Here is a 25,658-nt window from a genome sequence, read left to right as displayed (position 1 = left end):
AACTACTCGGGTAGATTATTGTAATAACAAGGAATACCATGTATAAATACCTCGTTTGCGGCTTATTTGCTTTTATCTTTCTGCCTATAGTCGGATCTGGGGAGGAAAGTTCTAAGGTTCCCGTATCTACTACGTTATGTATTTCTAGAAACGAGGATCGAGAATCATCTTCTTGGTACTTTTGGAAAGATCCAAAAGTAGTGAGAGAAGAACAACATGTTCACTTTCTAAAACAGGTAATTCTTGCATTAAAGCGACCAGAAATTTGGAATGATCCGTTAAATCTTCTGCATATTTTGTTGCAATTTGACAAATTTCCAGAGGCATCGGGAGAATGTCATAACTTATTGTTAGTCATTATCAAACATAGAGTTATGGTACTCACCATGAACATGGAATAAGAGATAAGCACGCAACTCTATACAGAAACTTGGCTGCGCTTACGAACAAAGTGAGCCGAGAAAAAGCCGTCTCCGCTTTCTGGTGAAAGAGTGGTGTGCATACGATGTGCTTCTTCCCACCCCAAAGAGTTCATAAAAGCGACTTGCTTTTCATTTTCTTCGGACAAGAGAGAACAGGTAATATAGACAAGCTTACCTCCGGGTTTGACGTAACGGACAGCGTCTCTAAGGATCTTTCTTTGCACACATGAGAATGTCGTGAGTAGTTTCCTAGAAAACTGGCTTTTCTTTTCCGGATGACGACGGTATACCCCCGTTCCTGTACAAGGAGCATCAACAACTACAATAGAAAAGCTATTTTTTCTGAGATGTTGCTCGCCTATAGAGAAATTTCTAAATCCTGCTCTACGTAAACGCTGTTTTGCCTCTTCCAAAATATCCTTTCGGCTATCGTGTAAAACAACATGATGCGCCCTCTCAGCAAAAATCAGACTTTTCCCACCAGCTCCGGCACAAAAATCTAAAATACGATCCTTTTTGCTTATCGGAATATCTAGAGTAATTTTTTGTGAAGATTCATCTTGGACTTCAAATAAACCATGATGAAATGCTGCGCTATGCTGCAAGGGATAACGCTTAGCAAAACGCAGTGCCCCGGGTACGGATCCCAGCTCACTAGGATATTCTAAACACTTTTGTAGATCTTCCACTGAGGTTCTTCGTGTGTTCACACGAATAGTACAGGGAGCTTCCTTAAGAAAAATCTCCGCGAGTTCCTTAGCGCGTTCTTGGCCGTAATCTTCTGTCAAACATGTAGCAAGATCATCAGAGACAGAATACTTTACCGGCCAAGGGAGGTCGTGATATTTCTCAATATCATCTAAAGCTCCTTCTTCTACTTTAGCCACTAAAGTTTCTGGAGTTATCTCCTGATTATCTCGTTGAATCAGAGCTTCTAACAGCCGCCGATGACGAAGAATAGCGAACACACGAGCACTGATCCACTGACGATCTTTAGAGCCTAAAGAACGGTGTTGTTTAAAATATAGAGCTACACGATTAACCTCACCAATAGGTGTGGTATACAGCTCATTGAGTAGTGTGTATAAATGATGTAGACGAAAAGGAACCATGGAGGAAAGTATACATTGTTGTGCGTTATTTTCCTTTGAAAAAACTGTAAAAGAAAAAATAACTAGAGCGCTCTCATCTCCAGAGTCGAGAACACTCCCCACAACAGCATAAAAAATATTAGAATTTTTTAAATATACACAAGATTTGCTGCCAAAGCGTTGGTTCTGGTGTGTAATAGTTAATACTTTTTTTCAATAAAGAATAGACCTTTTCATCGAAATCTAAAAGCCAGCGCATAAGCAGCATCTGCATCATTTTCAACCATAGTCCAGGGCTACAGTCACGAATGCTATACATTCTTCCGATTTGCTCTGGAGTCGCTTCATTGACAACTGTAGCTGCAGTTTTTAGATCTTCTGATACGATACGCCGAAGAATTTCTGCAAGGAATCCTTGAGCAGCGTTTGCTTCCTTCGGGGAAAATTCTGCGACCTCTTGCCAGGTATTCACCATAGCTTTCCCTTGTGGAGTGAATAATAGAGAACCTACCAATGAGTTAGTCAACATATCAGAAAGAGAGTTTGTGATGACTCCCCCGATGACTGCTTGGAAATCTTCTCGACTTAGTGCGTAGAGATTTTTGAGTTCTGACAATAACTTAAAGCTTCTTTCTGACAAAGTCTGCAAGGGAGCAGCTTTCTCAGCAACGAATTGATCTAGCAGTTCTAAGCTTAAGGGAAGATAAGTTGCCTGGCTCTCTAAAAATGTCATTAAAGCTTCCATAATCACTTGAGAAGAAGACTCTGCAGTCATGATCTCTTTTACAGACAAGCGTACATCAGCGCTCTCGGAACGGACTTCCACATCATGGGTAAAATCTTCCCAGGAAGAAAAATTCGTTTTCTCTTTTGCAAATACGGCGCTTGCTACATTGGAAACTTTATTTAAAGGACGTTGGCGTTCTAGGAAAATGATATTCTTTAACTTTAGGAGCTTTTTGACGATGCTCGTCTTTCTTTCAAAAGTATCTTTGCGAAATATCTTATAGAGAATACGAGTGTAAGGCAGTTCCTGACGTAGGCGCATATCGATAATAGAAAGAAGTCTTCCTGACAGAGCGTACGAAATTAATGAGCGGGAAAAAAGCTCTTGAATAACTTTTTGGATGGTCTCTTTCATCGCATCCTGATCCGAAGAAAGAGCGGTGTTTATAGGCCAAGTTTCTAAAAGACGTTGTTTTTTATTATAAACAAGAATCCGAGACTCATCACGAATAGCGAGTTCGATAACACGCAAATAATAGTCTGTAGAAAATCGCAAATCTAACATCATAGGAGAACAAAGCCCTAACGTTTTTCTTACTTATTCTCTAGAGGAAATATTATTGCATTATTTTTTATTCGAAGAAAATAGATTCCCTAGAGCTGTTGGTCTATGCCTGAAGATTTTCTAGGATGTATTCCAATATAATCTATGTACTTTCCCTTACTTTGTTTGATAAGAAAAGAAAAAGTTGCGTATCATATCGTTAAGTTTTTGCTCATATTCTCTAGGATTACCTCGGTAATCCTCTTCTAAAGAAGGTAGATTCGCTTCAACAATATTGCTTACCAAATCATAATTGACGATAGGAGTGCCCTGATCCATATGTTCGGTATCACTTGTCCATAAGTTGAGATATTCAGCCAGTAACGTTGTATGAGTGTAACGCAAAGAAGCAAGAATTTGTCTGACTATGACTGTTTCTTCATATCCTTGACTGGCGAGTACATCGAGGCGAGAGGCTAAATCTAAAACAAGTGTGTAATCAGAAGCAGCATCAGCTTGCGCCAATGTCTCTATAGCCTCTTTGCACTTGACTTTCTCATTGTAGGGCAGAGTAGATAGTTTTGTGATACCTCGAACTGTAGCTAGGGAGTCTAGCATCTGCTCTCCTTTCATAATATCATAAAGAGATGATACGATCACCCCGGCTTCCACAGAGCTTGCCATAGGGGCTGTTCCCAATGCTGTTAAGGGACTATAGGCAGTATTTCCTAATTTATAGAAGATTTCTTTTTCTGCTGACCATTTACAAGCCATACGCAACATCAAGGCCAACGCCACAGTGACTTCTGGTCCTTCGGGATCTATACCACAAAAATCAATAGAAGATTCTGCTTGTTTTCCGCAGATACTGAAGCACATTTTCTCAAAAATTTTTAAGAAAAATTGTCTTATGGACGCGCAACATCCTGCGGTAGTTTTGGGGGCAGCTTTAGCTTCCGTGATAGCTTCTTCCGGCAATTCTGTTTCATTAAACAGTGCCTCGTAACTTTTAGAACAAGACCGACCTCTCGAAAAACGAAGTGTTCCTAGTCTAGTATACCATAGCCTGTGAACTGCTTGACGAATTCTAGATAGTATATTTCTAAAAAATCCCTCTTGAGTCTCTGAATGTACCCTGCCCTGCAAATCACTATTCATTCCTTCGGAAGCATTCGCTTCGGGGATACCGTGTTCGGCATACTGTTCGTCTAATATAGAACCTACGTGGTCGGAGATACGCTCTTCTAAATCACGATCCTCCCCCTCACCTTCTACTGAAAATTCCTTATCTGTGAATAGATCTTTCCAAGGAGGCTCTACATCTCCGCCACCTGAAATTGGTGCTCCCATAGCTAACCCTTACTTAATCCTCTGATACACTGAAAACATCATAAGCTAAGATCGAAGTTGTTTTTACATAAGCTTCCGAGCTTAATAATTTCATTAGATCTAGAGCTCCTGTATTCCAATGCCGCTCTACTCGAACTGAAATAGGATCGTATTTCCCAACATTAGCAGAGGCAAATCTATTCGCTATCATTCTCATAGTGATTTCTCCCTTACCAGCAAATGAAGACCAAAACTTTTTCATACCGTTAGGGTTAATCTCTCTTAGAGAATTTAAATCACGAGCTAGAGATTGCAAAGTGTCTTGCCAGTCATATGTTTCCCCCGGCTCTCCGTACTCACTTGTAATCTGATCAATATAATTAACAAAATCCTCGTTAGGATCTAACTTCGGCCCCTCTAAACCCATACGTACCAACACCAGAAGGAGTACAGATTCTCCATCTTGTCTTTGTTCTTTCTCTCCTAGGTCCCATATAGATCGAGATAACGAAATAGCAGTCTTTAGGGGAAATTCATGAATTCCGGGTCGCAAGACACTCATTTCCTGTTGTGCTTCTAGGCGTGCCTGGCCCAACCTAGATGTTACTGTCTGTAAACAGGCAAGTTTATAGGCTATCGGCTCCTGTTCTTCGTGATTTGTCCAGCGTTCTTTAATTTGGTCGGATAACTTTGCTAATTGTTCTTGTTTTGTCTTGTAGTGTGCTTCTAGTTCTGCTTTTAATTTATCTGCTATTCCAGAGGAAATTTCTTGAGAACTCCTGCTCGCAGCTGAGTCATTAGAATCTACGCTAGACATGGAAGACGTACTGCCTTGAGGTTGTTGTAATTTTAGTTTTGTTGGTCGTTCTGATGGAGGTTGAGGAGCTTTACGTTTGAGAGGCCGTGTAGCACTACTTCCTGAAGAAACTGAAGATGTGCTGGATTTCATGAGTGAGGAGGCGAGACCAACACCTCTCGGTGATGTTTTTACAGATCGAGAAGTTGGTGGTGGTGGTGGCGGGGTATTGGGACGCTTTGGCCCTGAAGCGAGATCTGGCACCTTGGGAATATCTACTTTAATTCCTTGCTTATAACCTTTCTTTTGTAATCCTCTAGCGGCACCCTCTGTCGATCTTGCGCTATCCAAAGAACTCGAGCTAGTGCTCTTTTCTTTAGACTCACCAAGACCAAAAGATGAGAAACTCATTGTCTCAGCTTCGCTGTCACTGATATCCATAGATGAGGCAAAAGAAGATACAGAAGATCGGCGACTACTCACTTCGGGTGGTGTAGGAGTAGATGCTCGGGAATTTGCTCTTGAGGAAGAACTACCAAATATACTGGAGAAGAAATTCCTGACGGCAGAGGTCACTCTTGATAAGAAGCCAGAGCTTTCACGGGTATTATTTTGGGTAGAAATGTTATGGGATCCTACTACTCCGGATGAGCTGTTCCCAGCATCTTGAACATCTTCGTGCTGATTATGGGCTCCGGAAATCCATAGATCATTATTATTATTACGACTGTGACCGCTTGGATTAATTCCCATAGCTTTTCTCCATAATAGTTTCACTATTTATAATTATAATTTTAAAATTAAATTTAATTAATACGCATGCTTTTATTTAAAAAGAAACAAAAATCAACATAATTAATTAACAATAAATAAAATTAAGAATTAATTAGGAAATAAACGCTAAAACTTTGTAAACGTGCATCTTAAGACTTTGATCGATGCAAGATAGGCTGGAGATTGAAGTTGAGATGAAACGTCGCCTAACTCTTACTAATCAATGAGTTAGGCAATAGTTTCACTTTAATAATAAAGTGAAATACTATTCTAAATTATATGAAGAAACATAAAGATCTGTTTTTGTAAAGAATCTCATTTTTACAAATAGTAACAGAGAAATTCAGCGAGAAATAGCTGATGAAGATTTAAGCATAAAGCTGGACTCAGCTTTATGCTATTAAAAAGAAACCGTATTGAAGCGTCTTAAAAACAAGAGCTTGCAAAAGTTTAATCTTGTGATGGAGACAGAACTTCGGTTCCTGGTAAAAAGCCTTTCTCTAGGAATTCTAGAGAAGCACCACCACCTGTAGATACATGTGAGACTTGTGCTGTGCATCCAGCCAAAGCAACAACAGCAGCAGCATCCCCACCCCCCACTACTGTAATTGCAGAAGGATGTCGTGCTAAACAATTAGCAATAGCCATGGACCCCTGATCAAAAGGAGGAACTTCATAAACACCCACAGGGCCATTCCAAAATACGGTTGATGAGGCATCAATGATTTTACAAAATTCTTGAATAGTTTTTGTTCCTATATCCAGGCCTTCAAGATCTTTAGGGATCCCCTGATCTATAGAGACTTCATTCCAAGAAACTGCGGGAGCACAGGCCTTGGCAACCTTCACATCTATAGGAAGAACGATACGCACATTACGCTGCTCTGCAATTTTCAGAACACGACGCGCGAGTTCTATGCCAGATTCTTCAACTAAAGAATTCCCCACAGATTTTCCTAATGCTTTTAGAAAAGTAAAACCCATGCCTCCTGCTAAAAGTAGGTTATCCACTTGAGAGAGTAGGGCTTCTATGACGCCGATTTTTGAAGATACTTTAGAACCACCCAGAATCGCAGTAAAGGGACGCTTAGGAGAAATTAATAGGTGCTGTCCTAAAAACTCGAGTTCTTTTTCCATAAGAAGACCTGCCGCCGATCGCCCTGGAACAGCTTGGGGAACCGTGTACACAGAGGCATGTTTTCTGTGTGAAGTTCCAAAAGCATCATTCACATAAAAATCTCCATAGGAGGAAAGTTCTGCAGCAAAAGCAGGATAGTCTTCAGGATGTTCTTCTCCTGGATGGAAACGAAGATTCTCTAATAACAACACGCGTCCTGGAGAGATTTGTGCTACTGCCTGACGGGCAACTTCTCCTACGCAATCGGGAGCTAAAGGCACATGATGGCCTAGGTAACCTTCTAAAACTTCAACAACAGGCTGGAGAGAATATTTTTCTTCGAAACCATTTCCTTGAGGGCGACCCAGATGACTCATTAAAATTACAGCAGCGCGCTTTTGCAATAGATAATTAATTGTCGGCATCGCACTACGAATGCGGATATCATCAAGAATCTTCCCATCTTTTATAGGAACATTAAAATCTACACGAACTAAAACCTTTTTTTCTTCTGGGGAGAGGTCCCTGACTGTCAATCTATCCATATACCTTGAGAAACTATCTAAGATGATTTCCCTATTTTTACTGGAAGAGCGCTCTTAAAGCAAAGAAAAATAGAATAGAGAGAACTGCTCCTGCTGGAAGAGTGATAAACCACGACATGATAATGTCTTTAATAATATTTAAATTAATCGCATGGATACCCCGAGCTAAGCCTATACCTAAGACAGCTCCGACAACTACATGTGTTGTTGATATGGGTAAACCTATAGCTGAAGCTAAAGCAATGGTCACAGCAGAACTTAAACCTACAGAAAACCCTCTTGAAGGTGTGAGTTCTGTAATCTTACACCCTACGGTTTCAATTACTCGCCATCCCCAAATAGATAACCCTATGATCAATCCCACACCACCAAACGCCATAAGACCGATTAACGTATAGGAAGAATATACTTGAGGATATACCTGTCGTAAAACTCCAGCAACCGGAGCTATGGCATTAGCAACGTCATTAGATCCGTGAGCAAAAGCCATAAAACATGCGATAATAATTTGTAAGTAAGCAAAGATTCTTTCTACGATGAGATACTTTCTACCGTAGTTTCCTCCGCATGTTTTTAAACGACAAAGTAAACTCCCTGATTTAGGCGAAGCAGAAATAAAAGAACAGTGTGGCGTATGCACATATTTAAACATAATTGCATAAGCAATACTCCCGACTAAGAACACTAATGCCAAAGCCCAGGGTAAAGGAATCAACCGGGTGACTACCCCTCCGCAAACAATAATAATCCCTAAAACGACGAAGACAAAAGCAGCAAGAAAAGGAGCTATGCGAATCATTGCTCCTACGGGGTCATTCTTATAAAGAATATTCCTACGTATAAAAGAGAAGATTGTATAGGCAATGCATCCCCCCATTAATGGAGAGATGACCCAACTAACTAAAATCGCCCCTATAGATCCCCAGTAAATCACTGTTCCTTTTCCAAGGACGAGACCAAAACCTATCACCGCTCCAACTATAGAATGGGTTGTAGAGACCGGCCATCCAAAATAGGAGGCCAATTGTAGCCAAACTCCTGTAGCTAACAAGGCTCCTGTCATCCCATAAACGTACTCCCCAGAAGCTATTAAAGGATCTGAAACAGAAACAATATGACTTTCTATGGTTCCTGCTACACGATCTCCTAGAAATAACGCTCCTAAAAATTCAAAAATAGCGGCAATGACTACAGCTTGTCGTAGTGTTAATACTCCGGATCCTACACTGGGGCCAACAGCATTAGCAACATCGTTAGCTCCTATATTCCAAGAGGTGTAGAAACCACATAAGAGAACAAAAATGAGTAAGGCAAGCATGAAATATTACTTTTCTTCCAGCGTCATGTTAACTCGATGAGCAAGCTTCTCCGCACTATCGGATATGCCCGCTGCACGTTTAATTACCTGCAGCCATAAATAAAACTCTTTTTCAGAAATGGTAAATTCATCGGAAAAGAATATTTGCATGATCTCTCGTTGAATGACATCACACTCGTGTTCTGCTTTCGCCACACGACTTACTAGGAAACGAGCCTTATCAGCTTTACGTCCTCCGAAAGAGCTTTCTAGTAATTTATTGAATTCTTGTATGACCGTCATAGTAAGATCAAAAGTCTCGACACTTTTATGTAAGAACTGAAAAAAGATCTTCTCAAACTCCGGATAAAAACGGAGCTTTCTCACCGTAAGCAAAATAGCGACATCCTCAGAAACATCAGCTATGCTATCTTGTATAGAAATAATTTCCAGTAACCCTGCCCGAGATATAGGCATAAATAAGCCTACAGGAAGGTGATTCCGCATATCATTTTTTATACAATCTGCTTGATATTCCTTATCAGAAATACTTTTAGCTATTGTTTGTACCTGTTTGTAATCCCCGTCACGCAAAGCTGTGAAGATCGGCACCATTTGCTGAACGCAAAATGCTACAACTTCTAAATGTGCCTGCAATGGGGCAAAAGGAGACTGTCCAAACAGACGAGCAAGGGTTTGCATAAGAATACCTTTTTAGTAATAATAACGAGCTTTAATGATCTTGTAAATGACTTATGACTCATCCACCTATCTTACAAGTTAAGGATCTATCGGTAAGTCTGCATAAACGTCGGGAACATTACCCTATTGTTGAGTCATTGTCTTTTGATCTGCATAAAGGGAAGACGTTAGCGATTATTGGGGAATCCGGTTCAGGGAAATCGGTAACAGCTCAAGCGCTTATGCAGTTATTACCCTCCCCGCTATTTTCTACATCAGGGGAAATATTGTTCCATGGGAAGAACCTATTAAAAGCCCCTCGAGGTATCTTACGTTCTATCTTTGGAACAAAGATTTCTATGATTTTTCAAAATCCTCACTCTTCATTAAACCCTGTTTTTACAATAGAACAACAATTCCAAGAGCTGATCCGCACACACTTACACCTACCTACTAAAGAGGGAAAAAATAAAATTATTCAAGCTCTTACAGATACAGGATTTCATAATCCCGAACTCTGTTTAAAGCTCTATCCGCATCAGCTCTCCGGAGGGATGCTTCAAAGAGTTTCTATTGCTATGGCTTTACTTACCTCTCCGGAAATTCTCATTGCCGATGAGCCAACAACAGCTCTTGATGTTTCTGTTCAATACCAGATCTTACAATTACTCAAAGGCTTACAAGAAAAACTAGGAATGGCCTTGCTTATCATTACCCACAATATGGGCGTCGTTGCTGAAACTGCGGATAACGTACTTGTTCTCTATGCAGGCAGACTAGCCGAGTGTGCTCCAGTAAAGGATATTTTTCATAATCCTTGTCATCCTTATACTCAAGATTTACTTGCTTCTCGTCCTTCATTGCAAAGTGAAACATTTACGACAATTCCTGGGCAACCTCCCCACTACAGTGCCCTGCCTTCCGGATGCTGCTACTACCCCAGATGCTCAAAAGCTTTTGGAAAATGTAAAGTAGAATCTCCAGAAGCTCAGCACGTGACAAAAGGACATAAAGTAAGGTGCTGGTTATATGAATGACCCCTTAGTACAAGCGAATCAACTAAAAAAATATTACTATAAGCGGACCAGCTGGTTTCGAAAAAAAACCATAGCCACGCGTGCTATTGATAATGTTTCTTTTTCTATACCTTCGGGAAAGATTGTAGGACTAATTGGGGAATCAGGATCAGGGAAAACCACATTAGCCCTAGCCCTATCTGGGCTGCTATCGTTAACATCGGGTTATTTATCTTTCGACAATACTCCAATTAATCTCCATTCTCGACATGACTTAAAAAAACTACGCTCTCACGTGCGTATGGTTTTCCAAAATCCCAAAGCCTCTTTAAATCCTAGAAAAACGATTTTCGACAGCTTAGGTCACGCCCTTATCCATCATCGGATCATTACAAAAGATAAACTCCATTCTGTAATTGGAGAAACTTTAGAACGTGTAGGATTATCTGCTGATTATTTTTATTATTATCCGCATCAGCTCTCCGGAGGTCAGCAACAGCGCGTATCTATAGCCCGAGCATTGCTAGGAGCTCCTAAGCTTATCATATGTGATGAGGTAGTTTCTGCTTTAGATCTATCCATGCAAGCGCAGATTTTGAATATGCTCGCTAAATTACAAAAAGAACTCCAGATGAGTTACCTGTTTATTTCCCATGATTTAGCTGTTGTACGATCTTTTTGCTCAGAAGTGATCATCATGTATAAAGGAAAAATTGTTGAATCGGGAGCGACGGAAGATATTTTCTTAAACCCTAAACATCCTTATACCCAAATGCTGCTGAATTCGCAGTTACCTGACTTACCGGAAAATCGCAGCATTGAGCATAAACTAAAATCTTTTCAAAAAAATTCATCGGAGAATCCCTCACCGACAGGATGTGTCTTCTATAATCGCTGTCCTAAACGACAAAAAACCTGCCTTCAAGGACCTATCCCAGAACAAACAGAAGGGGATAAACATACATACCTCTGTATTCTTTAAAAGATGGCTAAAAAAGACCTGAGGCTCTTTTTCCTACGATTTCTTCAACAGCAATTCTTCTAACTGTTTGAGTTGTTCTTCATCTTGAACATGCAGTGACACACTATAATGAGAACCTTGAGATTTGACTGTGACTTTATAACCCAAAGACTGGCTAAGACGTTCTTGCATTTCATGATAGTGTGAAGATGTAGCACACGCCTTTACTTGCTCTTTAGAAGCGCGTGTTGTTACCACTTCTCCAGACAACAGCTTCTTTGCTTCTTGTTCAGCTTCTCGGACAGCAAGACGTTGTGAGATGATCTTTTCAGCAAGAATTTCTCGCAGATTAGGGTCTTCAAGGGTAAGAATGACTTTAGCATGACCTAAAGTTATCTCTCCAAGGTAAAGGCTTTTTTGAATAGACTCAGATAGAGAAAAAAGACGTAGGTAATTTGCTACTGTGGAGCGTTTTTTCCCTACTCTTAAAGCCACCTTATCTTGAGTTAATCCAAAAACATTGATGAGCTTTTTGAAAGCCTCTGCCATTTCCATAGGGCTGAGATTGACACGTTGGATATTTTCGATAAGAGTAGCTTCTGCAGCTATATCGTCTGCAACCACTTGTTTGAGAACAACAGGTATCGTAGTGTATCCAGCAAGTTGTAAAGCCCTCCAGCGGCGCTCTCCTGCGATTAATTCATAATATAAAACTCTATCCCCACTACGAATTTCACGCACAACAGGAGGGTGAATTAAACCTACGGATTTTAACGATGCAACTAATTCCTGAAGTTCAGATTCGGAAAACACTCGACGAGGTTGAAAAGGACTTACCCGAATGTTGTCGATAGCCACTTCTATTATTGTATCTGTATTGATAACTCCGCTCACAAATTACCTTCGCTATTTTCCTATTATCTCTGAAACATTTTCAGTGGCATAGAGATGCTATTTATCCCAACGTATTTTAAGTAAAAATAGTATCACAGAAGTTTTTCTATCAAAAGAGCTTGTAGAAGTGAAGTGCTTTTTTTAGTGTTTTCCACTGTTAGAGCATCTTAAATCAAGGAGTTTACGAAAAAAATTTTTCCAGATACACTAAGGATATCAAGCGCTTTACACCCTAAAATCATGAAGAATTTACTATCCTTAGTATGGAAAAGGGTTTATTCCTATTCGTTTACCCTCACATTCCTAATTATCCTATCCATATTTCTCACGGGAAAGATCGTGTATAATCTTCAAAAAAATGATCGCGAAAAACACGAAAGTATTCTTCTTCTCACCAAAACCGCGGAATCTGCCGTTTTTCAAGGATTCATACCTCCTAAAACCGCTCTGCCGATGTTAGAACATGCTTACCGTATGGGTGGAGACTCTGCAAAACCTTACGCTGGTTTTCTATCTTCATGTTTTTATATCCACAATGAACCTTTACGCGGCGCATATTATGCAGGGCTTGCCTTTGGAAGCGGATCGCATTTTCGCATGCCTTCACCCGCTCAGGTACTACTCAAAGAAATTGCAGATGCTCAAGCTGCTGAAGACTATCAAACAGCTTTAGAAAAATCTTCTCAGCTTCTTCAATTCGCTGCATCTTCCGAAGATTATCCGACGTTACGCTTCCTTACTCTATTAAGAATTATAGAAATCAAAGAAATCTTAAATCAAGACACCTCCATAGATTTCGAAGAACTCAAAGCACTGCCGTTGTTCAAAGAATTCGAACAATTCTATAAAGATGGAGAGTGGACATTAACTAAACGTTTTGGCAAAAAACACTAACTGCCTATTTATACCAAGGATTCGTATGCCTTCTTCTGTAGACACTCAAGAACTTTCTAATGCTACAACGGAATCGACGACTGCTACACAAACTATAACAGAACCTTCCCCTCAACATCCCCCGAAAGTTCTCTCTGGATCCTTAGTTATCTATCCCTCTGAGGATAACAAACCGGCATCTTAAGGCAGATGTATGCTGATTGTTTTAGCTTTCCGCCAGGTTTTCTTTTCTAAACAACCACACTTATTAGAAAAACTACTCCGGTATTTATTACTTCTTAAACAGTCTTATCCCTTAGTGCTCCCCGGAGAACCAATCAAAAAGTTATCCCTTATGATAACTTTTGATTACGCCTCTGTAGATTTCTATGCTCATATCTTCCCTTTCCTACAGACTCATCATATTCCAGCTGTTGTTGGCATTGCTTGGAGATATGTTGCTGAAAATTCTGCTCAAACTCTTCCTCTTTCCTATCGTTTAGCCCCTAGTGAAACCTTGGCCTTCCAAGACGAAGTATTTGCAAAACATCAACCATTTTGCTCACAACAGGAGTTACAGGCACTCGCTGATTCTCCTTTGATACGACTAGCTTCATCAGGATTCGCTATTCGAAATTTACAAAATACACCGCCCTATCTCGCTACAGAAATCTTTCTATCAAAATATTCTATAGAAAAAGCCTTGGGGCAAAACCCTGTAGGGTTTTTCTACCCTTTTGGCAAATATGATCACATATGCGAACAAACAGTAAGGAAGTACTATCCTTTTTCTTTTGTTTTAGGTGATATCATAAATATGAAAAACAAGAACCACAGGATTTATCGTCTAGATATGACGCGAGCTGCGTACACATTGCCTAGACCTATCCATAACCCACACTATGTCAAAAACTGGCTAATAGATAGATGTCAACAAATGCGCTTACGTTGGTACCCTTATGCTAAAGAACCCATCGCATTTCAAGGAAGCTCCTCTCAATAAGAACTATACGCGCACCTTATTCAAAATAGAACGTAAAGCCGACAAGAAAGTATCCATATCTTCCTTATCATTATATAATCCCAGGGACACTCTAAGAACATGACCCAAATTCCATCGGGTCATAGCAGGTTGTGCACATTGATGCCCTGTACGGACGGCTATCCCTTGAAGATCCAATAAGCAACCTATATCGAAAGGATGCGCACCTTCCACCTTGAAACTTATCAAAGCTCCACGAGTGTGATCTACCTCTGGACCTAATATCTGCATACCCGAAATTGTCATCAATTCGTTGTACAGATACTGCGTCAACTCTTTTTCTTTCTGATATGCGGAGTCTGGTAAAGATTGTAAGTAATCTATAGCTGCTCCTAATCCTAAAATAGAAGCGATAGGCGGTGTTCCTGCCTCAAATTTTAACGGTGCAGGAAGATATTCTGGATGCTCACTATCATAAATGGAGAGCATATCGCCTCCACCTTCTACAGGAGGAAGCTTTTCTAACAATTCCTTCTTCCCATACAATACCCCTACACCTGTAGGCGCATACATTTTATGCCCTGAAAAAGCATAGAAATCTACATCCCAATCAACAACATCTACAGAGGCATGAGCTACTCCCTGGGCTCCGTCCACAGCTACATACGCACCGTATTTATGAGCGAGACTGGCTATTTCCTTTAGAGGTTGGATACACCCCGTAACGTTATTCACGTGGGCTATGCTTACAAAAACAGCTCCCGCTTTAAGCAAGGCTTCTAAGTGCTCTAAATCTATATAACCTGAATTGTCAACAGCAACCTTTTTAACACAAGATCCACGCCTACGACAGGCCAATTCCCATGACAATACATTCGCATGATGCTCTACTTCAGAAACCAACACCACACCACCTTCAGGAATGAAAGCGTCATTTGCAGATATGGCTAATAGATTCAATGCTGCTGTAGTTCCCCGAGTAAAAATGATCTCTTCATCATATGCAGCTTGTATCCATTCGCGCACTTTCCCACGCACAGCGTTATAATTTTCCGTCGTAGCCTTCGAAGAAGTATAGACATTACGATTTACGGTAGCATAGGTAGTACTGTAAAAATCTGTAATTGCGTCTATTACTTTCTTAGGTTTATGCGTAGTAGCAGCAGAGTCAAGATAAATGTAGGACTCCCCTTGAAGCTTTTTATTATAAAAAATAGGAAAGTCTTCTTTTATCCTACACACCATCTATAGAATACTCCTTAGTAATTTCTTGAGATTGCATTTGCTCGGATAGTTTAGGGAAAGCCTCTTGACCAGGTTCTATAGATAAAAATCCTTGAACTAGTTTTTTTTGCGCTTCCTCTCGCGTCATTCCTCGCGATTGCATATAAAATATCTGTTGAGGATCTAATGGCCCTACAGCAGCTCCGTGAGAAGCTTTGACATCATCCGTAAGAATTTCTAATCTTGGAAAGGTTGTTACACAAGCATCGTCACTAAGCAATAGAGTGTCATGTTTTTGATAAGCATCGGAAAACATTCCCTGGGTTGTGATGTGGATACCTCCCTCAAAAAGAAAATGACCTGAAGACAATATCGATTTGATATTCTGTCTTGATGTTGTCCTCTCAGCGTCATGATACATCAGATTTCTTACCCAAGTCTTTTTTGGAGATAGGGTAGAAACTAAAGATTCCCCATGAGCGCCATCTCCTATCATGGAAAAGGTATTGTCAAACCATCCGTAACCACTGACATGTTCTTGCAGATGTTGATGTATAGAACAAGCTCCTTGCGCCTCGATAGTCGCCATATGCGCCCAACTTATCCTCTCTTCACTAATGTACTTAGGCTGCATCGTCAAAGAGAGTTCTGCGCCTTCAGATACAAATACCTCGGTCAAACCATTTACAATAGCAAAACTTTCAGCAACACCGCTTTCTCTCTCAGTATGATGAAATATAAATACGCGACAGCTAGAATGCTTCCCTACAATCACAATAATCCTTGGAGAGTAGATGACCTTATCACTTCTAGAAGTCGGAGAACATATATGACGTATACATATAGGCTCACTCACCTGAAATTCTTCGGGAATATAAATAACCACGCCTTCTTCTTGAGCACATACAGAATTAAGAAATGCTAGAGGATGCATATCCAGGGTGTATTTTTTGATAAATGTAGAAAAAATAGACCGGGCTTCTTTTAATGTCATCGATAAGACTCCCTCAGGCAGTTGAGAAAGTGATGACTCATATTTGCCGTTAATTAAAATGCATTCACAAGACAAAGAGTTCTCATGATGTAACCAGTGTTGTTTTGCTGTTTCCGACCCCCCATTGGCAATATGGTAGTCTTCAGGAGACTGTGCCAAATTCTTAAACCATGGGTAACTACGAAAAATGGCTTTGAAAGACTCTAACTGAGAGTATTTCTCATAGTATGCTTGTGCCGCTTGATGAATAGGAGAGTCCTTAACTATAGGAAAGGTATGCTCCAAAAAACCTAACATATTTACCCCCAAGAAGAGCATGCCAAGACTTCGTGATAACTCTTTTCTTCTAACTCCCGCATTAACGAAACCCCTCCTGAACAGGCTATCTTGCCTTCTAAAAGAATATGTACGTGGTCAGGCTCAAGAAGACTGCCCAACTTAGGGTTATGTGTAACTATGCAGATGGCACTTTTAGGATGAAGTTCGCGATATTTCTCAATGGTTTTACATATGAATCTTAAAGCATCAACGTCCAACCCGGAATCAGGCTCATCTAACAGTATCATTTCCGGTTCTAGAACAAGCATTTGCCAAATTTCGTTTTTCTTTCTCTCTCCTCCGGAAAACCCTTCGTTGATATTTCTTTGTAAGAAATGCTGAAAGGATGCGAATTCATAAGTCTCCGATACAGAGGACAATAACATATCGAATTCAGCTTCTGCCATCTCTTCTTCTTGCCGAGAACGCCTACAAGCATTGTAAGCATCTTTTAGAAAAAGTTTATTATTCACCCCAGGAATTTCTGGGGGTTGTTGGAATCCTATAAACAATCCCATATGAGCTCGCTCTTCAGGCGCTTTTTCTAAAAGATCCTGACCCAATAAGCTTATTTCTCCAGAAATGATAGATAAACTATCATCTCCTGACAACACTTTCGCGAAGGTAGATTTTCCTGCTCCATTAGGGCCCATAATTATATGTAATTCCCCCGGATGAATATGCAAATTTAAATAATCCAGGATTTTAACATCCTCACAACATACGTGTAAGTTTTGTATATGTAGCATCAACTACCCCACGCTATTTTCCAACTTAACAAACAATAATTTTGAAGCCTCTCGAGCAAACTCTAAAGGTAACTGTTCGATAATTTCACGGCAAAAACCGTGGACCACTAAACTCACAGCCTCTTCAGCATTTAACCCTCTACTACGCAAATACATTAATTGATCTGCTCGCAATTTCGATGTTGTAGCCTCATGTTCAACAGACGATTGGGAGTTTTCTACAGAAATTCTAGGATCCGTATACGCTCCACATGCCCGGCCAATCAGCATCGAATCACATTGTGTGTGATTACGACTTCCAACAGCTCCTTCAGAAATAGAAACAAGACTCCTAAAGGTGTTATGCGACTCCTCTGAAGAAATTCCTTTAGAAACTATTGTAGAAGTTGTTTTTTCCCCCACATGAATCATCTTCGTCCCAGTATCAGCTTGCATTTTTCCATTTGTTAAAGCGATAGAGTAAAACTCTCCTACACTTTCTTTCCCCCTCAAAATGCAACTAGGATACTTCCAAGTGATTGCCGCTCCAACTTCAACCTGAGACCAAGAGATCTTTGATTTGTAACCCGCACACAACCCGCGCTTCGTTACAAAATTATAAATTCCACCCTTGCCAGTTTTCCTATCTCCAGAAAACCAATTTTGCACGGTAGAATAACGCACAACCGCTCGTTCATGCGCCACTAATTCTACAACAGCTGCATGCAGCTGATGTGAAGAATACGATGGAGCTGTACACCCTTCAAGATAACTCACAAAAGAATCATCCTCAGCAATAATTAATGTACGCTCAAACTGCCCCGATTCTTTGTCATTAATCCTAAAATACGTAGATATCTCCATAGGACAACGCACGCCCTTAGGAACATAGACAAAAGAACCGTCACTAAATACTGCAGCATTCAAAGCCGCGAAATAGTTGTCCCTATAAGAAACAACCGACCCTAAATATTTTTTTACTAACTCCGGATATTCTCGAATCGCTTCATTCATCGAGCAAAAAATCACACCCGCTTCATCCAGAGCTTCCTTAAATGTTGTTCCTATAGACACCGAATCAAAAACTAAATCCACAGCAACATTTTGAACGTTTAACAAACGCTTTTGCTCATCTAGAGGAATCCCCAATTTCTTAAAGGTCTCTAAAATTTCAGGATCAGCTTCTTCCAAACGCCCTAAAGGATTTTTCTGCTTTGGAGCAGAAAAATAGACTATACTGTCATAATCTATCGTAGGATAGGACAGTCTAGCCCATATAGGCTCTTGTAACTTTTTCCAATGCTGATAGGCTTTTAAACGGAAATCTAAAATGAAAGAAGACTCGTTGCGCAGCTGAGAGATTTTTATTATTGTCTCTTCGCTTAGCCCCCGAGTTAACCCCCCTGACTCTATAGGTGTGACGAAACCATAAGGATAATCCTCATGATTATGTAAAAAATCTTCTATAGATTGGCTCATAATGCCCAGCCTCTGCGCTCGTAATATTATTGTGTAAAACTTCACAAGGGCTTAGCCAGATTAACAAATTGTCCATATTTTTCGAAGCATTAAAGAAAGCGTGAAGGAAAAAGCAAAGCTTTAACTTTCACACTTGTTTAGAAAAGAATGTTGACAAAGACCATTCTTTGTAGAGATCACACTACGTACTAAACAAGACGTAAGATCTTGAAGCACAAAATTATTTTAAGTATTCTTTATTTTTATCCCAAAAGTTTCTTCTACTCCATGATTTTTTCTAGCTCAACAAGCTCTAAAAGAGTTAAAAAGATTTACTGTAAAGCAGTTGAGTTTTACGGGAAGACATCCAACTTAGGCTCATATTGCCCAGAAGATACTGTTTTTTGTAGCAAAGGAGCAAATGTCGAGTCTTTCGTAGTTAAAAAGGAGAGTTCCTTTTCCGCTTTTTCAAACTGCCCTTCCATATGATAAAGATAACCAAGAAGATAGTGTGAACGCTCGTGTTCTAGGTTAATACCAAGCGCACGATGGAAAGCATCTGATGCTTGGCGATTCTGCTTAAGATCCATGTAGGCAAGTCCAACATAAAAGTGTGCGTCAGCATCTTCTTCATTTAAGAAAAGAGCCTCCTGGAAAGCTTTTAAAGCTAATCGTGTTTTATCTAAAGTGAGATAACATAAACCAAGATTATAATGACCGTCAGACAAGTCAGGACGTAACTGCACAACCCTTTCGTAAGCTTCTGTGGCTTTATCCCACTGTTTGTGACGTGAGAGTAAATACCCCAATTTTATCCAAGCTTTCCAATATAAAGGATTCTTTCTTACCGTAGTCTCTAACAAAGCAATGGCTTCTTGCTCATTGTTCATATCCGTTAAAACAACAGCTTTATTGTACAAACTTTGTGGGTTCCAAGGGTCTAACTCTAAGATTTTATCAAAACACTCTATAGCTTCAGTATACTTACCTAAACGATGGTATACACCACCTAAGCTAAACCAACATTCTGCATCATCTGGATGTAAAACAATATAGGCACGATATTGCTCTACAGCTTCTTCACAACGATTATCCCGATCTAAAGCTACCCCATAGCAATAACGTAAATAGCTATCCGCAGGTTCCGACTCTAATCCCTTTGTGCACCAAGTCAATGCCTCTGCAGTTCTTCCTGACTCTAAAGCAATAATGCCCAAATAACAATAGGCTAGTGCTGCTGTAGGATCTAGCTCTAAAGTTTCTTTTAGCCTTTGTTCTGCCTGTTCATACTCCCCGCTCAAAAAAAAGTTAATTCCTGAGCAGAGAAATTCTTTCGCTAGATGTTTCGCAGCTTCTTCCATGAATCTTTCTCCTGGCACACAAGTTTGTTAACCTCGTGTTTTACAGGAGCAAAAAGCGTGCCAATCCTCAGTTCATAGCTGAAAATTTTTCTTTTTTTCTTATAGTCTCCCACTTTTCGATCATCTTGACGGCTATGGGAGCTGCGTCTCGTCCAAACTCACCGAGACGTAAATAGACAATAACAACAATATCCGGATGCATAAGTTCCTCATCTGAAAAACCAACTGCAGCAAACCACACGTGCTTCATTTTCATAGTGCCGTATTGCCGATCCAAACCTACACGAACTATCGATTCCGCAGTGCTTGTCTTTCCAATGATACGAGTTAATAGTTCAGGACTAAACTGATCCCGAATACTGCGTGTTGTTCCATAATTTCCCCATATCACGTTATGCATACCGGATTTAAATAACTCCGTGATACAGTCGGGCATAAACACATCTCTTTTCTTCATGGGAGGGGTCGGGGAAAATTCTTCACCATCCCATTCTCCTAAAACTAAACTAGGAACACACACAGTCCCTCCATTCACCAGAGCTGCCATCATGACAGCAGTTTGTAAAGGAGTCACAATAAGAGTATGCTGCCCTATAGCTGTGGCGTACAATCCCGAACGATTATACGCCACATCTTGGGGAACCGCTCCGGCATACTCTCCAAGCAAGCCTACCCCCGTTTTCTCCCCAAATCCAAATAAAGCCGCTGCATGACATAAATCTTCAGGATCGGAGAGATACTCTCCTACAAGCAAAGAAAAATAGGGGTTGCTGGACATTTCTAAAGCAGAAATAAGATCAATACGCCCACGACCAGAGTAATCATTCTTCGGTAAAATCCCTCCACGATAAAATGAAGGAATAGGCGTGCCATCTTTAAAAAAACCTACATGAGGCTTAGCACTAGCATACCCAAAAGATTTCCTATCGATAATGACTAGTAATTGAGATAAATAGTCCACATCAACATTACCCCGCATCACTTCTTGAGACAGCACAGAATACGCAGAAACCAGTTTAAAAATAGATCCTAAAGTTGCTGCCTGCCCAAAAGCATGAGATCGCAAATACCCATAACCATAAGTAGGATAAAATGCTGCAGCAAGATCTTGTTCCTTTTGAGGAACATTTCTAGTCAGCATCGGAGCATAGTTACCATATAGCGGTCTCTGCAGCTCTGAAAACTCTCTAAACGAGACAAACAAACGTAGCAAATCTATAGAAGAATCTGAGAATTTTTGTTTCAAAAACTCGTAATGTTCGTACCAAGGCAATGCCTGATGCGCCCCATTTTCTAATTCTCTTTTCCATACAGAAAGAGCTTCATAGTAAGCTTTTTGGTTCTCTATATCTCCTTGCCCAGAAAGTAAATAAGCTAAAAACCTATCAAGATAACAACGACGAAAATCTTGGTATTGTGCACGTTGCTCTTCCACTAAGTAATCCACATAAGGTGTGGGATAACGCTGCTTCCTCTCGTTTTCTTCTTTACGTTTCACCTCTAAAAACTTGGCAAAATAGAGTTTCCGCCATTCTTTAAAATCAACTTCAGTGAAAATGTCCTCTACTATCTTGGAAAACGCACTACGCAAAGCTACGTAATGTCCCTGGCACTCAAAAAACTCGGATAAAGAAAAAGAAGCTACCGATGCTAGTAGCTCGGGATCAATTTTAGAAGGATCCACAACCAACTGAAAGAGATCTACAAGTAAAAGTTTGTCATAATTCGCTGGAAGTTCCGCAAAAAAGGGCTCTAGCTCTTGCTTTATCTCCTCTATTTCTTGTTCATGTGCCTTATGACAACGTGCTATCCATTGCTGCTGCTTTATGGAAATCACTCGGCCGATAGCAATATGCTCCTGCTCAACAGGAAACACTGCATCAAAAATAGAAGAACAAGAACAATGCCCTTCAGAATAAGAAAATACCTCTAGTAATCGCTCCATAGCATGCTGGATCTTAACAGCATTATGCACAGTGCCGTAACGTTGTATAACAGACTTGACCTCCGAGGTATTCGGCAAAATAAAATCTAAGAAATAATCAAAAGTCAGCGAAAGCTCCTCATCATAACATAAGCCTGTAAGAGAACTTCTTCTTTCTCGACACAACGACACTTTTCTATCATACACCTCTGCAATATGTTCGGTGTTTTCCAACCAACGATACACCGCAGATCTAGCTTCAGAATCCGCATCCCGCATGTCGATAAAATCGTTATTATGGTACCGCGGAGAAGATGCCATAGCCAAGATTTGGCCATTATTCGGATCTAAAGCAATAATTGCTCCCCCCTTAATCCAAGGAAATAAAGGAGGTAAAAACTGTTGCTTTTTCAAAGATTGTGCCGAACGGAATTGTTCGGTTTTTTCATGATCTAAAAGTAAAGCATCTGCGAACGCTTGCAACTCTGCAGACAATGTAAGTTGTAACTTCTTCCCAGAAATGGCTTCTACTTCATGAAGACCTTGGATAAAATTACCACGACGATCTACAAGAACTGTTTTTTTCCCTAATTGTCCTCTTAAACTCCCGTCGCAATAGGCTTCTATGCCCACCTTCCCAACCAAGGCATTTAAACTATATGCATTGTTCTCTAAAGAATTTAATAAAGAACGCACTTGATCTATACTTGCTAGACCTTCAGGAAACTTCGGATTCTCACCCTCTTCATATGCTCGAACACATTCCCGCAACTTGCTTAACTCATGTGTCACTCTCTTATATTCTTGAGCACTAATCGGTCCTATATAACCTAAAATATCCGATGCCGTCTTCCCCATAGGATAATACCGACGTACTGACGGTTCGACATGTAAGCCCGGCCAATGTTTCATCATCATTTTCAATCTTAAATATGTACGCTCAGAAACATTGGTCTGAACTACGTAGGGTATAGAACCTAATACAGAGGCTTTCGCATGAATATTATCTTCTATTGTATCTTTATCTAGATGTAACTCTTGAGCAAGAAGTTGCGCCAAACGTGCAATATAGTTTTTCCTAACAGGAATGAGCTCTCTAGTTCCATCTGCACGAGCACGCCATGCTCTAGTAGGCAAATCACGAATGGCACTATAAGCAACACTCACATCGTATTGCATTTTATTTTCTGCCAATACTTTACCGAAACGATCACAAATAGTGGCACGTTCTATAAACTCAGGAATCACCCTCTTCTGCGGTTTATAAGCCTCTTCTAACTTTTGATCATGTTCAACGACAGCAAGATGCCACAAACGTACAGCAATTATTGCTAAAGCAACAATGATTCCTGACAATAACCTGTTTGTCTTTTCTGGAACAGTAAGGTAGGAACGACGCTTCTTCGGAGATCTCATAAAACAAATAGTAGGGTCTCACCCATTGTCTGGCAAGTGCTTCCACTGGTTACAAACTGCGTTTTACAAGATACAAATCAGCAAAAAAAACACACAGGAATCTTGAAAACAGAAAATTGTTACAAATAAAACATAGAAATGAAAAATGCCAAAAACTCTCACGCTTTGTTTAACAATTTTGCTTTATCTTATTTACAAAAATAAAGAATAAAGCGTAATGATTCAAATATAAGAAAGCCTTGTTACACTCTTCCATGAGGGTAATTCCAACTTATTCTAAGTGGCATAAGAAATAAAAATGTGTACAAAAATCTAATAGCTCTCTTATTAGCAAGTATAAGGAGTTATTGCTTGAAATCTGTGCCTGAAAACAGTCTTTTTTCTTATCGTCTTTACTATAATAAGAAAAGTTTGTTATGTTTTCGAATAATGAACTGTATGTTCATGCTTAAGGCTGTTTTCACTTGCAAGACACTCCTCAAAGCCATTAATTGCCTACAGGATATCTTGTCTGGCTTTAACTTGGACGTGGTGCCGCCAGAAGAGCAAATTAGAATAGCGAGCACAAAAAGAAAAGATACTAAGCATAATCTTTAGAGGTGAGTATGAAAAAACTCTTGAAATCGGCATTATTATTTGCCGCTACGGGTTCCGCTCTCTCCTTACAAGCCTTGCCTGTAGGGAACCCAGCTGAACCAAGTTTATTAATCGATGGCACTATGTGGGAAGGTGCTTCAGGTGATCCTTGCGATCCTTGCTCTACTTGGTGTGATGCTATCAGCATCCGCGCAGGATACTACGGAGATTATGTTTTCGATCGTGTATTAAAAGTTGATGTGAATAAAACTTTCAGCGGCATTGGCAAGAAACCCACAGGATCCTCTCCAAATGACTTTAAAAATGCTGAAGATAGACCCAACGTCGCTTATGGCAGACATTTGCAAGACTCCGAATGGTTTACAAATGCAGCTTTCTTAGCGTTAAATATCTGGGATCGTTTTGATATTTTCTGCACATTAGGCGCTTCTAATGGGTACTTCAAAGCTAGTTCTGCGGCATTCAATCTCGTTGGTTTGATTGGTGTTAAAGGAAACTCCTTAACAAATGACCAACTTCCCAACGTAGCCATCACTCAAGGCGTTGTTGAGTTTTACACAGATACAACGTTCTCTTGGAGCGTAGGTGCACGTGGAGCTCTATGGGAATGTGGTTGCGCAACTTTAGGAGCTGAATTCCAATACGCTCAATCTAATCCTAAAATTGAAATGTTGAATGTAATCTCCAGCCCAGCACAATTTGTGGTTCACAAGCCTAGAGGATACAAGGGAACGTCCGCCAACTTTCCTTTACCTGCAAATGCAGGCACAGAGGCTGCTACGGATACTAAATCTGCAACACTCAAATATCATGAATGGCAAGTTGGTCTAGCACTCTCTTACAGATTGAACATGTTAGTTCCTTACATTGGCGTAAACTGGTCACGAGCAACTTTTGATGCCGACACTATCCGCATCGCTCAACCTAAATTGGCCTCTGCTGTTATGAACTTGACCACATGGAACCCAACCCTTTTAGGGGAAGCCACAATCCTTGATACTTCCAATAAATTCAGTGACTTCTTACAAATCGCTTCGATTCAGATCAACAAAATGAAGTCTAGAAAAGCTTGCGGTTTAGCTATTGGTGCAACGTTAATCGACGCCGACAAATGGTCAATCACTGGTGAAGCACGCTTAATCAATGAAAGAGCTGCTCACATGAATGCTCAATTCAGATTCTAAGGATTTAGTTTATACTATCCTAACTTTTTGTCCCGCTATCAGAACCCAGGAGTCTCTGGGTTCTGATTTTTTTTGCTCACATCCTTTTGTATAGCTTAATACCTCTTTTTTAAAATCCATTCGCACAAGAATTCACTGATTATCTAAAATTTTCTAGAAGCTTGAAACCTAGAGATTACAACCTTGCGTAAAAAGCATTATTAAACTAACATCTCTATTCTTAGCACGCGCCCGTAGCTCAATGGTAGAGCTGTAGCCTTCCAAGCTACCGGTGTCAGTTCGATTCTGATCGGGCGCTTTCTGAACACCACCAAGACTGAAATCTTGACATCGGTTCAAGATGCCATTGTTAACATATTCAAGAAATAGAGGTACAAAGCTTGGAAGAACAACCACTGTGCAATCT

At 40.2% G+C, this 25,658-nt stretch carries 21 protein-coding genes and 1 tRNA gene; 8 read left to right on the top strand and 14 right to left on the bottom strand.

Features of this window, described 5'->3' with window-relative positions:
- Nucleotides 1-38: 38 nt before the first annotated feature.
- Nucleotides 39-401: a hypothetical protein gene (locus tag FI836_RS03050; protein ID WP_006342742.1), complete on the top strand. Its 363-nt coding sequence runs from the start codon at nucleotides 39-41 to the stop codon at nucleotides 399-401.
- A gap of 17 nt (nucleotides 402-418) precedes the next feature.
- Here the strand turns inward: FI836_RS03050 and FI836_RS03045 are convergent, their stop codons facing one another.
- From FI836_RS03045 to FI836_RS03015, 7 genes are all read right to left on the bottom strand, one after another.
- On the bottom strand, nucleotides 419-1,534 hold the full coding sequence (locus tag FI836_RS03045) for an RsmB/NOP family class I SAM-dependent RNA methyltransferase (RefSeq protein ID WP_041460084.1): 1,116 nt from the start codon (nucleotides 1,532-1,534) through the stop codon (nucleotides 419-421).
- A 118-nt stretch (nucleotides 1,535-1,652) separates the two neighbouring features.
- On the bottom strand, nucleotides 1,653-2,807 hold the full coding sequence (locus FI836_RS03040; RefSeq protein ID WP_006342740.1) for a hypothetical protein: 1,155 nt from the start codon (nucleotides 2,805-2,807) through the stop codon (nucleotides 1,653-1,655).
- Nucleotides 2,808-2,960: 153 nt separating this feature from the next.
- The gene (locus tag FI836_RS03035) at nucleotides 2,961-4,133 is read right to left on the bottom strand and encodes a TmeB family type III secretion system effector (RefSeq protein WP_014943636.1); all 1,173 of its coding nucleotides are present in this window, start codon (nucleotides 4,131-4,133) and stop codon (nucleotides 2,961-2,963) included.
- A gap of 13 nt (nucleotides 4,134-4,146) precedes the next feature.
- Nucleotides 4,147-5,661, bottom strand: coding sequence for a SemD/SinC family type III secretion system effector (gene semD / locus FI836_RS03030; protein WP_014943635.1), 1,515 nt, complete (start codon nucleotides 5,659-5,661; stop codon nucleotides 4,147-4,149).
- 471 nt (nucleotides 5,662-6,132) lie between these two features.
- A complete protein-coding gene (locus tag FI836_RS03025; RefSeq protein WP_041460069.1) occupies nucleotides 6,133-7,344 on the bottom strand; it encodes a phosphoglycerate kinase in 1,212 nt (403 codons plus the stop codon).
- Nucleotides 7,345-7,381: 37 nt separating this feature from the next.
- Nucleotides 7,382-8,662 carry an inorganic phosphate transporter gene (locus FI836_RS03020; RefSeq protein ID WP_014943633.1) on the bottom strand — a complete coding sequence of 427 codons (1,281 nt, stop codon included), beginning with the start codon at nucleotides 8,660-8,662 and terminating at the stop codon, nucleotides 7,382-7,384.
- A 6-nt stretch (nucleotides 8,663-8,668) separates the two neighbouring features.
- A complete protein-coding gene (locus FI836_RS03015; RefSeq protein ID WP_006342735.1) occupies nucleotides 8,669-9,343 on the bottom strand; it encodes a TIGR00153 family protein in 675 nt (224 codons plus the stop codon).
- 53 nt (nucleotides 9,344-9,396) lie between these two features.
- Between FI836_RS03015 and FI836_RS03010 the strand changes: the two genes are divergently transcribed.
- Together FI836_RS03010 and FI836_RS03005 are read left to right on the top strand one after the other, a co-directional pair.
- A complete protein-coding gene (locus tag FI836_RS03010; protein ID WP_014944452.1) occupies nucleotides 9,397-10,359 on the top strand; it encodes an ABC transporter ATP-binding protein in 963 nt (320 codons plus the stop codon).
- Nucleotides 10,352-11,320, top strand: a complete 969-nt coding sequence (locus FI836_RS03005) for an oligopeptide/dipeptide ABC transporter ATP-binding protein (protein WP_006342733.1) — start codon at nucleotides 10,352-10,354, stop codon at nucleotides 11,318-11,320. The genes FI836_RS03010 and FI836_RS03005 overlap by 8 nt, the downstream gene beginning before the upstream one ends.
- A gap of 33 nt (nucleotides 11,321-11,353) precedes the next feature.
- Here FI836_RS03005 and FI836_RS03000 read toward each other — a convergent pair whose 3' ends face one another.
- Entirely contained in the window at nucleotides 11,354-12,193 is an 840-nt protein-coding gene (locus FI836_RS03000) for a ParB/RepB/Spo0J family partition protein (RefSeq protein ID WP_014943631.1), read from the bottom strand.
- A gap of 240 nt (nucleotides 12,194-12,433) precedes the next feature.
- Here FI836_RS03000 and FI836_RS02995 point away from each other — a divergent pair, with 240 nt between their 5' ends.
- Genes FI836_RS02995 through FI836_RS02990 form a run of 3 tightly spaced genes read left to right on the top strand, consistent with a single transcriptional unit; the run spans nucleotide 12,434 to nucleotide 14,069 of the window.
- A complete protein-coding gene (locus tag FI836_RS02995) occupies nucleotides 12,434-13,087 on the top strand; it encodes a hypothetical protein (RefSeq protein WP_013462581.1) in 654 nt (217 codons plus the stop codon).
- A gap of 25 nt (nucleotides 13,088-13,112) precedes the next feature.
- Nucleotides 13,113-13,271: a hypothetical protein gene (locus tag FI836_RS05210; protein ID WP_014943310.1), complete on the top strand. Its 159-nt coding sequence runs from the start codon at nucleotides 13,113-13,115 to the stop codon at nucleotides 13,269-13,271.
- Nucleotides 13,272-13,280: 9 nt separating this feature from the next.
- Entirely contained in the window at nucleotides 13,281-14,069 is a 789-nt protein-coding gene (locus tag FI836_RS02990; protein ID WP_006342730.1) for a polysaccharide deacetylase family protein, read from the top strand.
- Between the two features lie 3 nt (nucleotides 14,070-14,072).
- Here FI836_RS02990 and FI836_RS02985 read toward each other — a convergent pair whose 3' ends face one another.
- From FI836_RS02985 to FI836_RS02960, 6 genes are all read right to left on the bottom strand, one after another.
- On the bottom strand, nucleotides 14,073-15,293 hold the full coding sequence (locus tag FI836_RS02985) for a SufS family cysteine desulfurase (RefSeq protein ID WP_014943630.1): 1,221 nt from the start codon (nucleotides 15,291-15,293) through the stop codon (nucleotides 14,073-14,075).
- Nucleotides 15,283-16,563: a SufB/SufD family protein gene (locus tag FI836_RS02980; protein WP_014943629.1), complete on the bottom strand. Its 1,281-nt coding sequence runs from the start codon at nucleotides 16,561-16,563 to the stop codon at nucleotides 15,283-15,285. The genes FI836_RS02985 and FI836_RS02980 overlap by 11 nt, the downstream gene beginning before the upstream one ends.
- 2 nt (nucleotides 16,564-16,565) lie before the next feature.
- On the bottom strand, nucleotides 16,566-17,333 hold the full coding sequence (gene sufC, locus FI836_RS02975) for a Fe-S cluster assembly ATPase SufC (protein ID WP_014944451.1): 768 nt from the start codon (nucleotides 17,331-17,333) through the stop codon (nucleotides 16,566-16,568).
- A gap of 3 nt (nucleotides 17,334-17,336) precedes the next feature.
- Complete coding sequence (sufB, locus tag FI836_RS02970) at nucleotides 17,337-18,791, bottom strand: Fe-S cluster assembly protein SufB (protein ID WP_014943627.1); 1,455 nt, start codon at nucleotides 18,789-18,791, stop codon at nucleotides 17,337-17,339.
- 332 nt (nucleotides 18,792-19,123) lie between these two features.
- Entirely contained in the window at nucleotides 19,124-20,131 is a 1,008-nt protein-coding gene (locus FI836_RS02965; RefSeq protein WP_014943626.1) for a tetratricopeptide repeat protein, read from the bottom strand.
- A 67-nt stretch (nucleotides 20,132-20,198) separates the two neighbouring features.
- The gene (locus FI836_RS02960; protein WP_139934572.1) at nucleotides 20,199-23,471 is read right to left on the bottom strand and encodes a penicillin-binding transpeptidase domain-containing protein; all 3,273 of its coding nucleotides are present in this window, start codon (nucleotides 23,469-23,471) and stop codon (nucleotides 20,199-20,201) included.
- Nucleotides 23,472-24,076: 605 nt separating this feature from the next.
- Here FI836_RS02960 and FI836_RS02955 point away from each other — a divergent pair.
- Nucleotides 24,077-25,252 carry a porin gene (locus FI836_RS02955; protein ID WP_139934571.1) on the top strand — a complete coding sequence of 392 codons (1,176 nt, stop codon included), beginning with the start codon at nucleotides 24,077-24,079 and terminating at the stop codon, nucleotides 25,250-25,252.
- A gap of 227 nt (nucleotides 25,253-25,479) precedes the next feature.
- Nucleotides 25,480-25,550 (top strand) — tRNA-Gly (locus tag FI836_RS02950).
- Nucleotides 25,551-25,658: the final 108 nt, after the last annotated feature.

The sequence above is a fragment of the Chlamydophila parapsittaci genome (assembly GCF_006385615.1).
GTDB lineage: Bacteria > Chlamydiota > Chlamydiia > Chlamydiales > Chlamydiaceae > Chlamydia > Chlamydia psittaci.
Note: the sequence above shows the minus strand (reverse complement) of the source record. Positions and strands in the feature narration are given on the sequence as shown.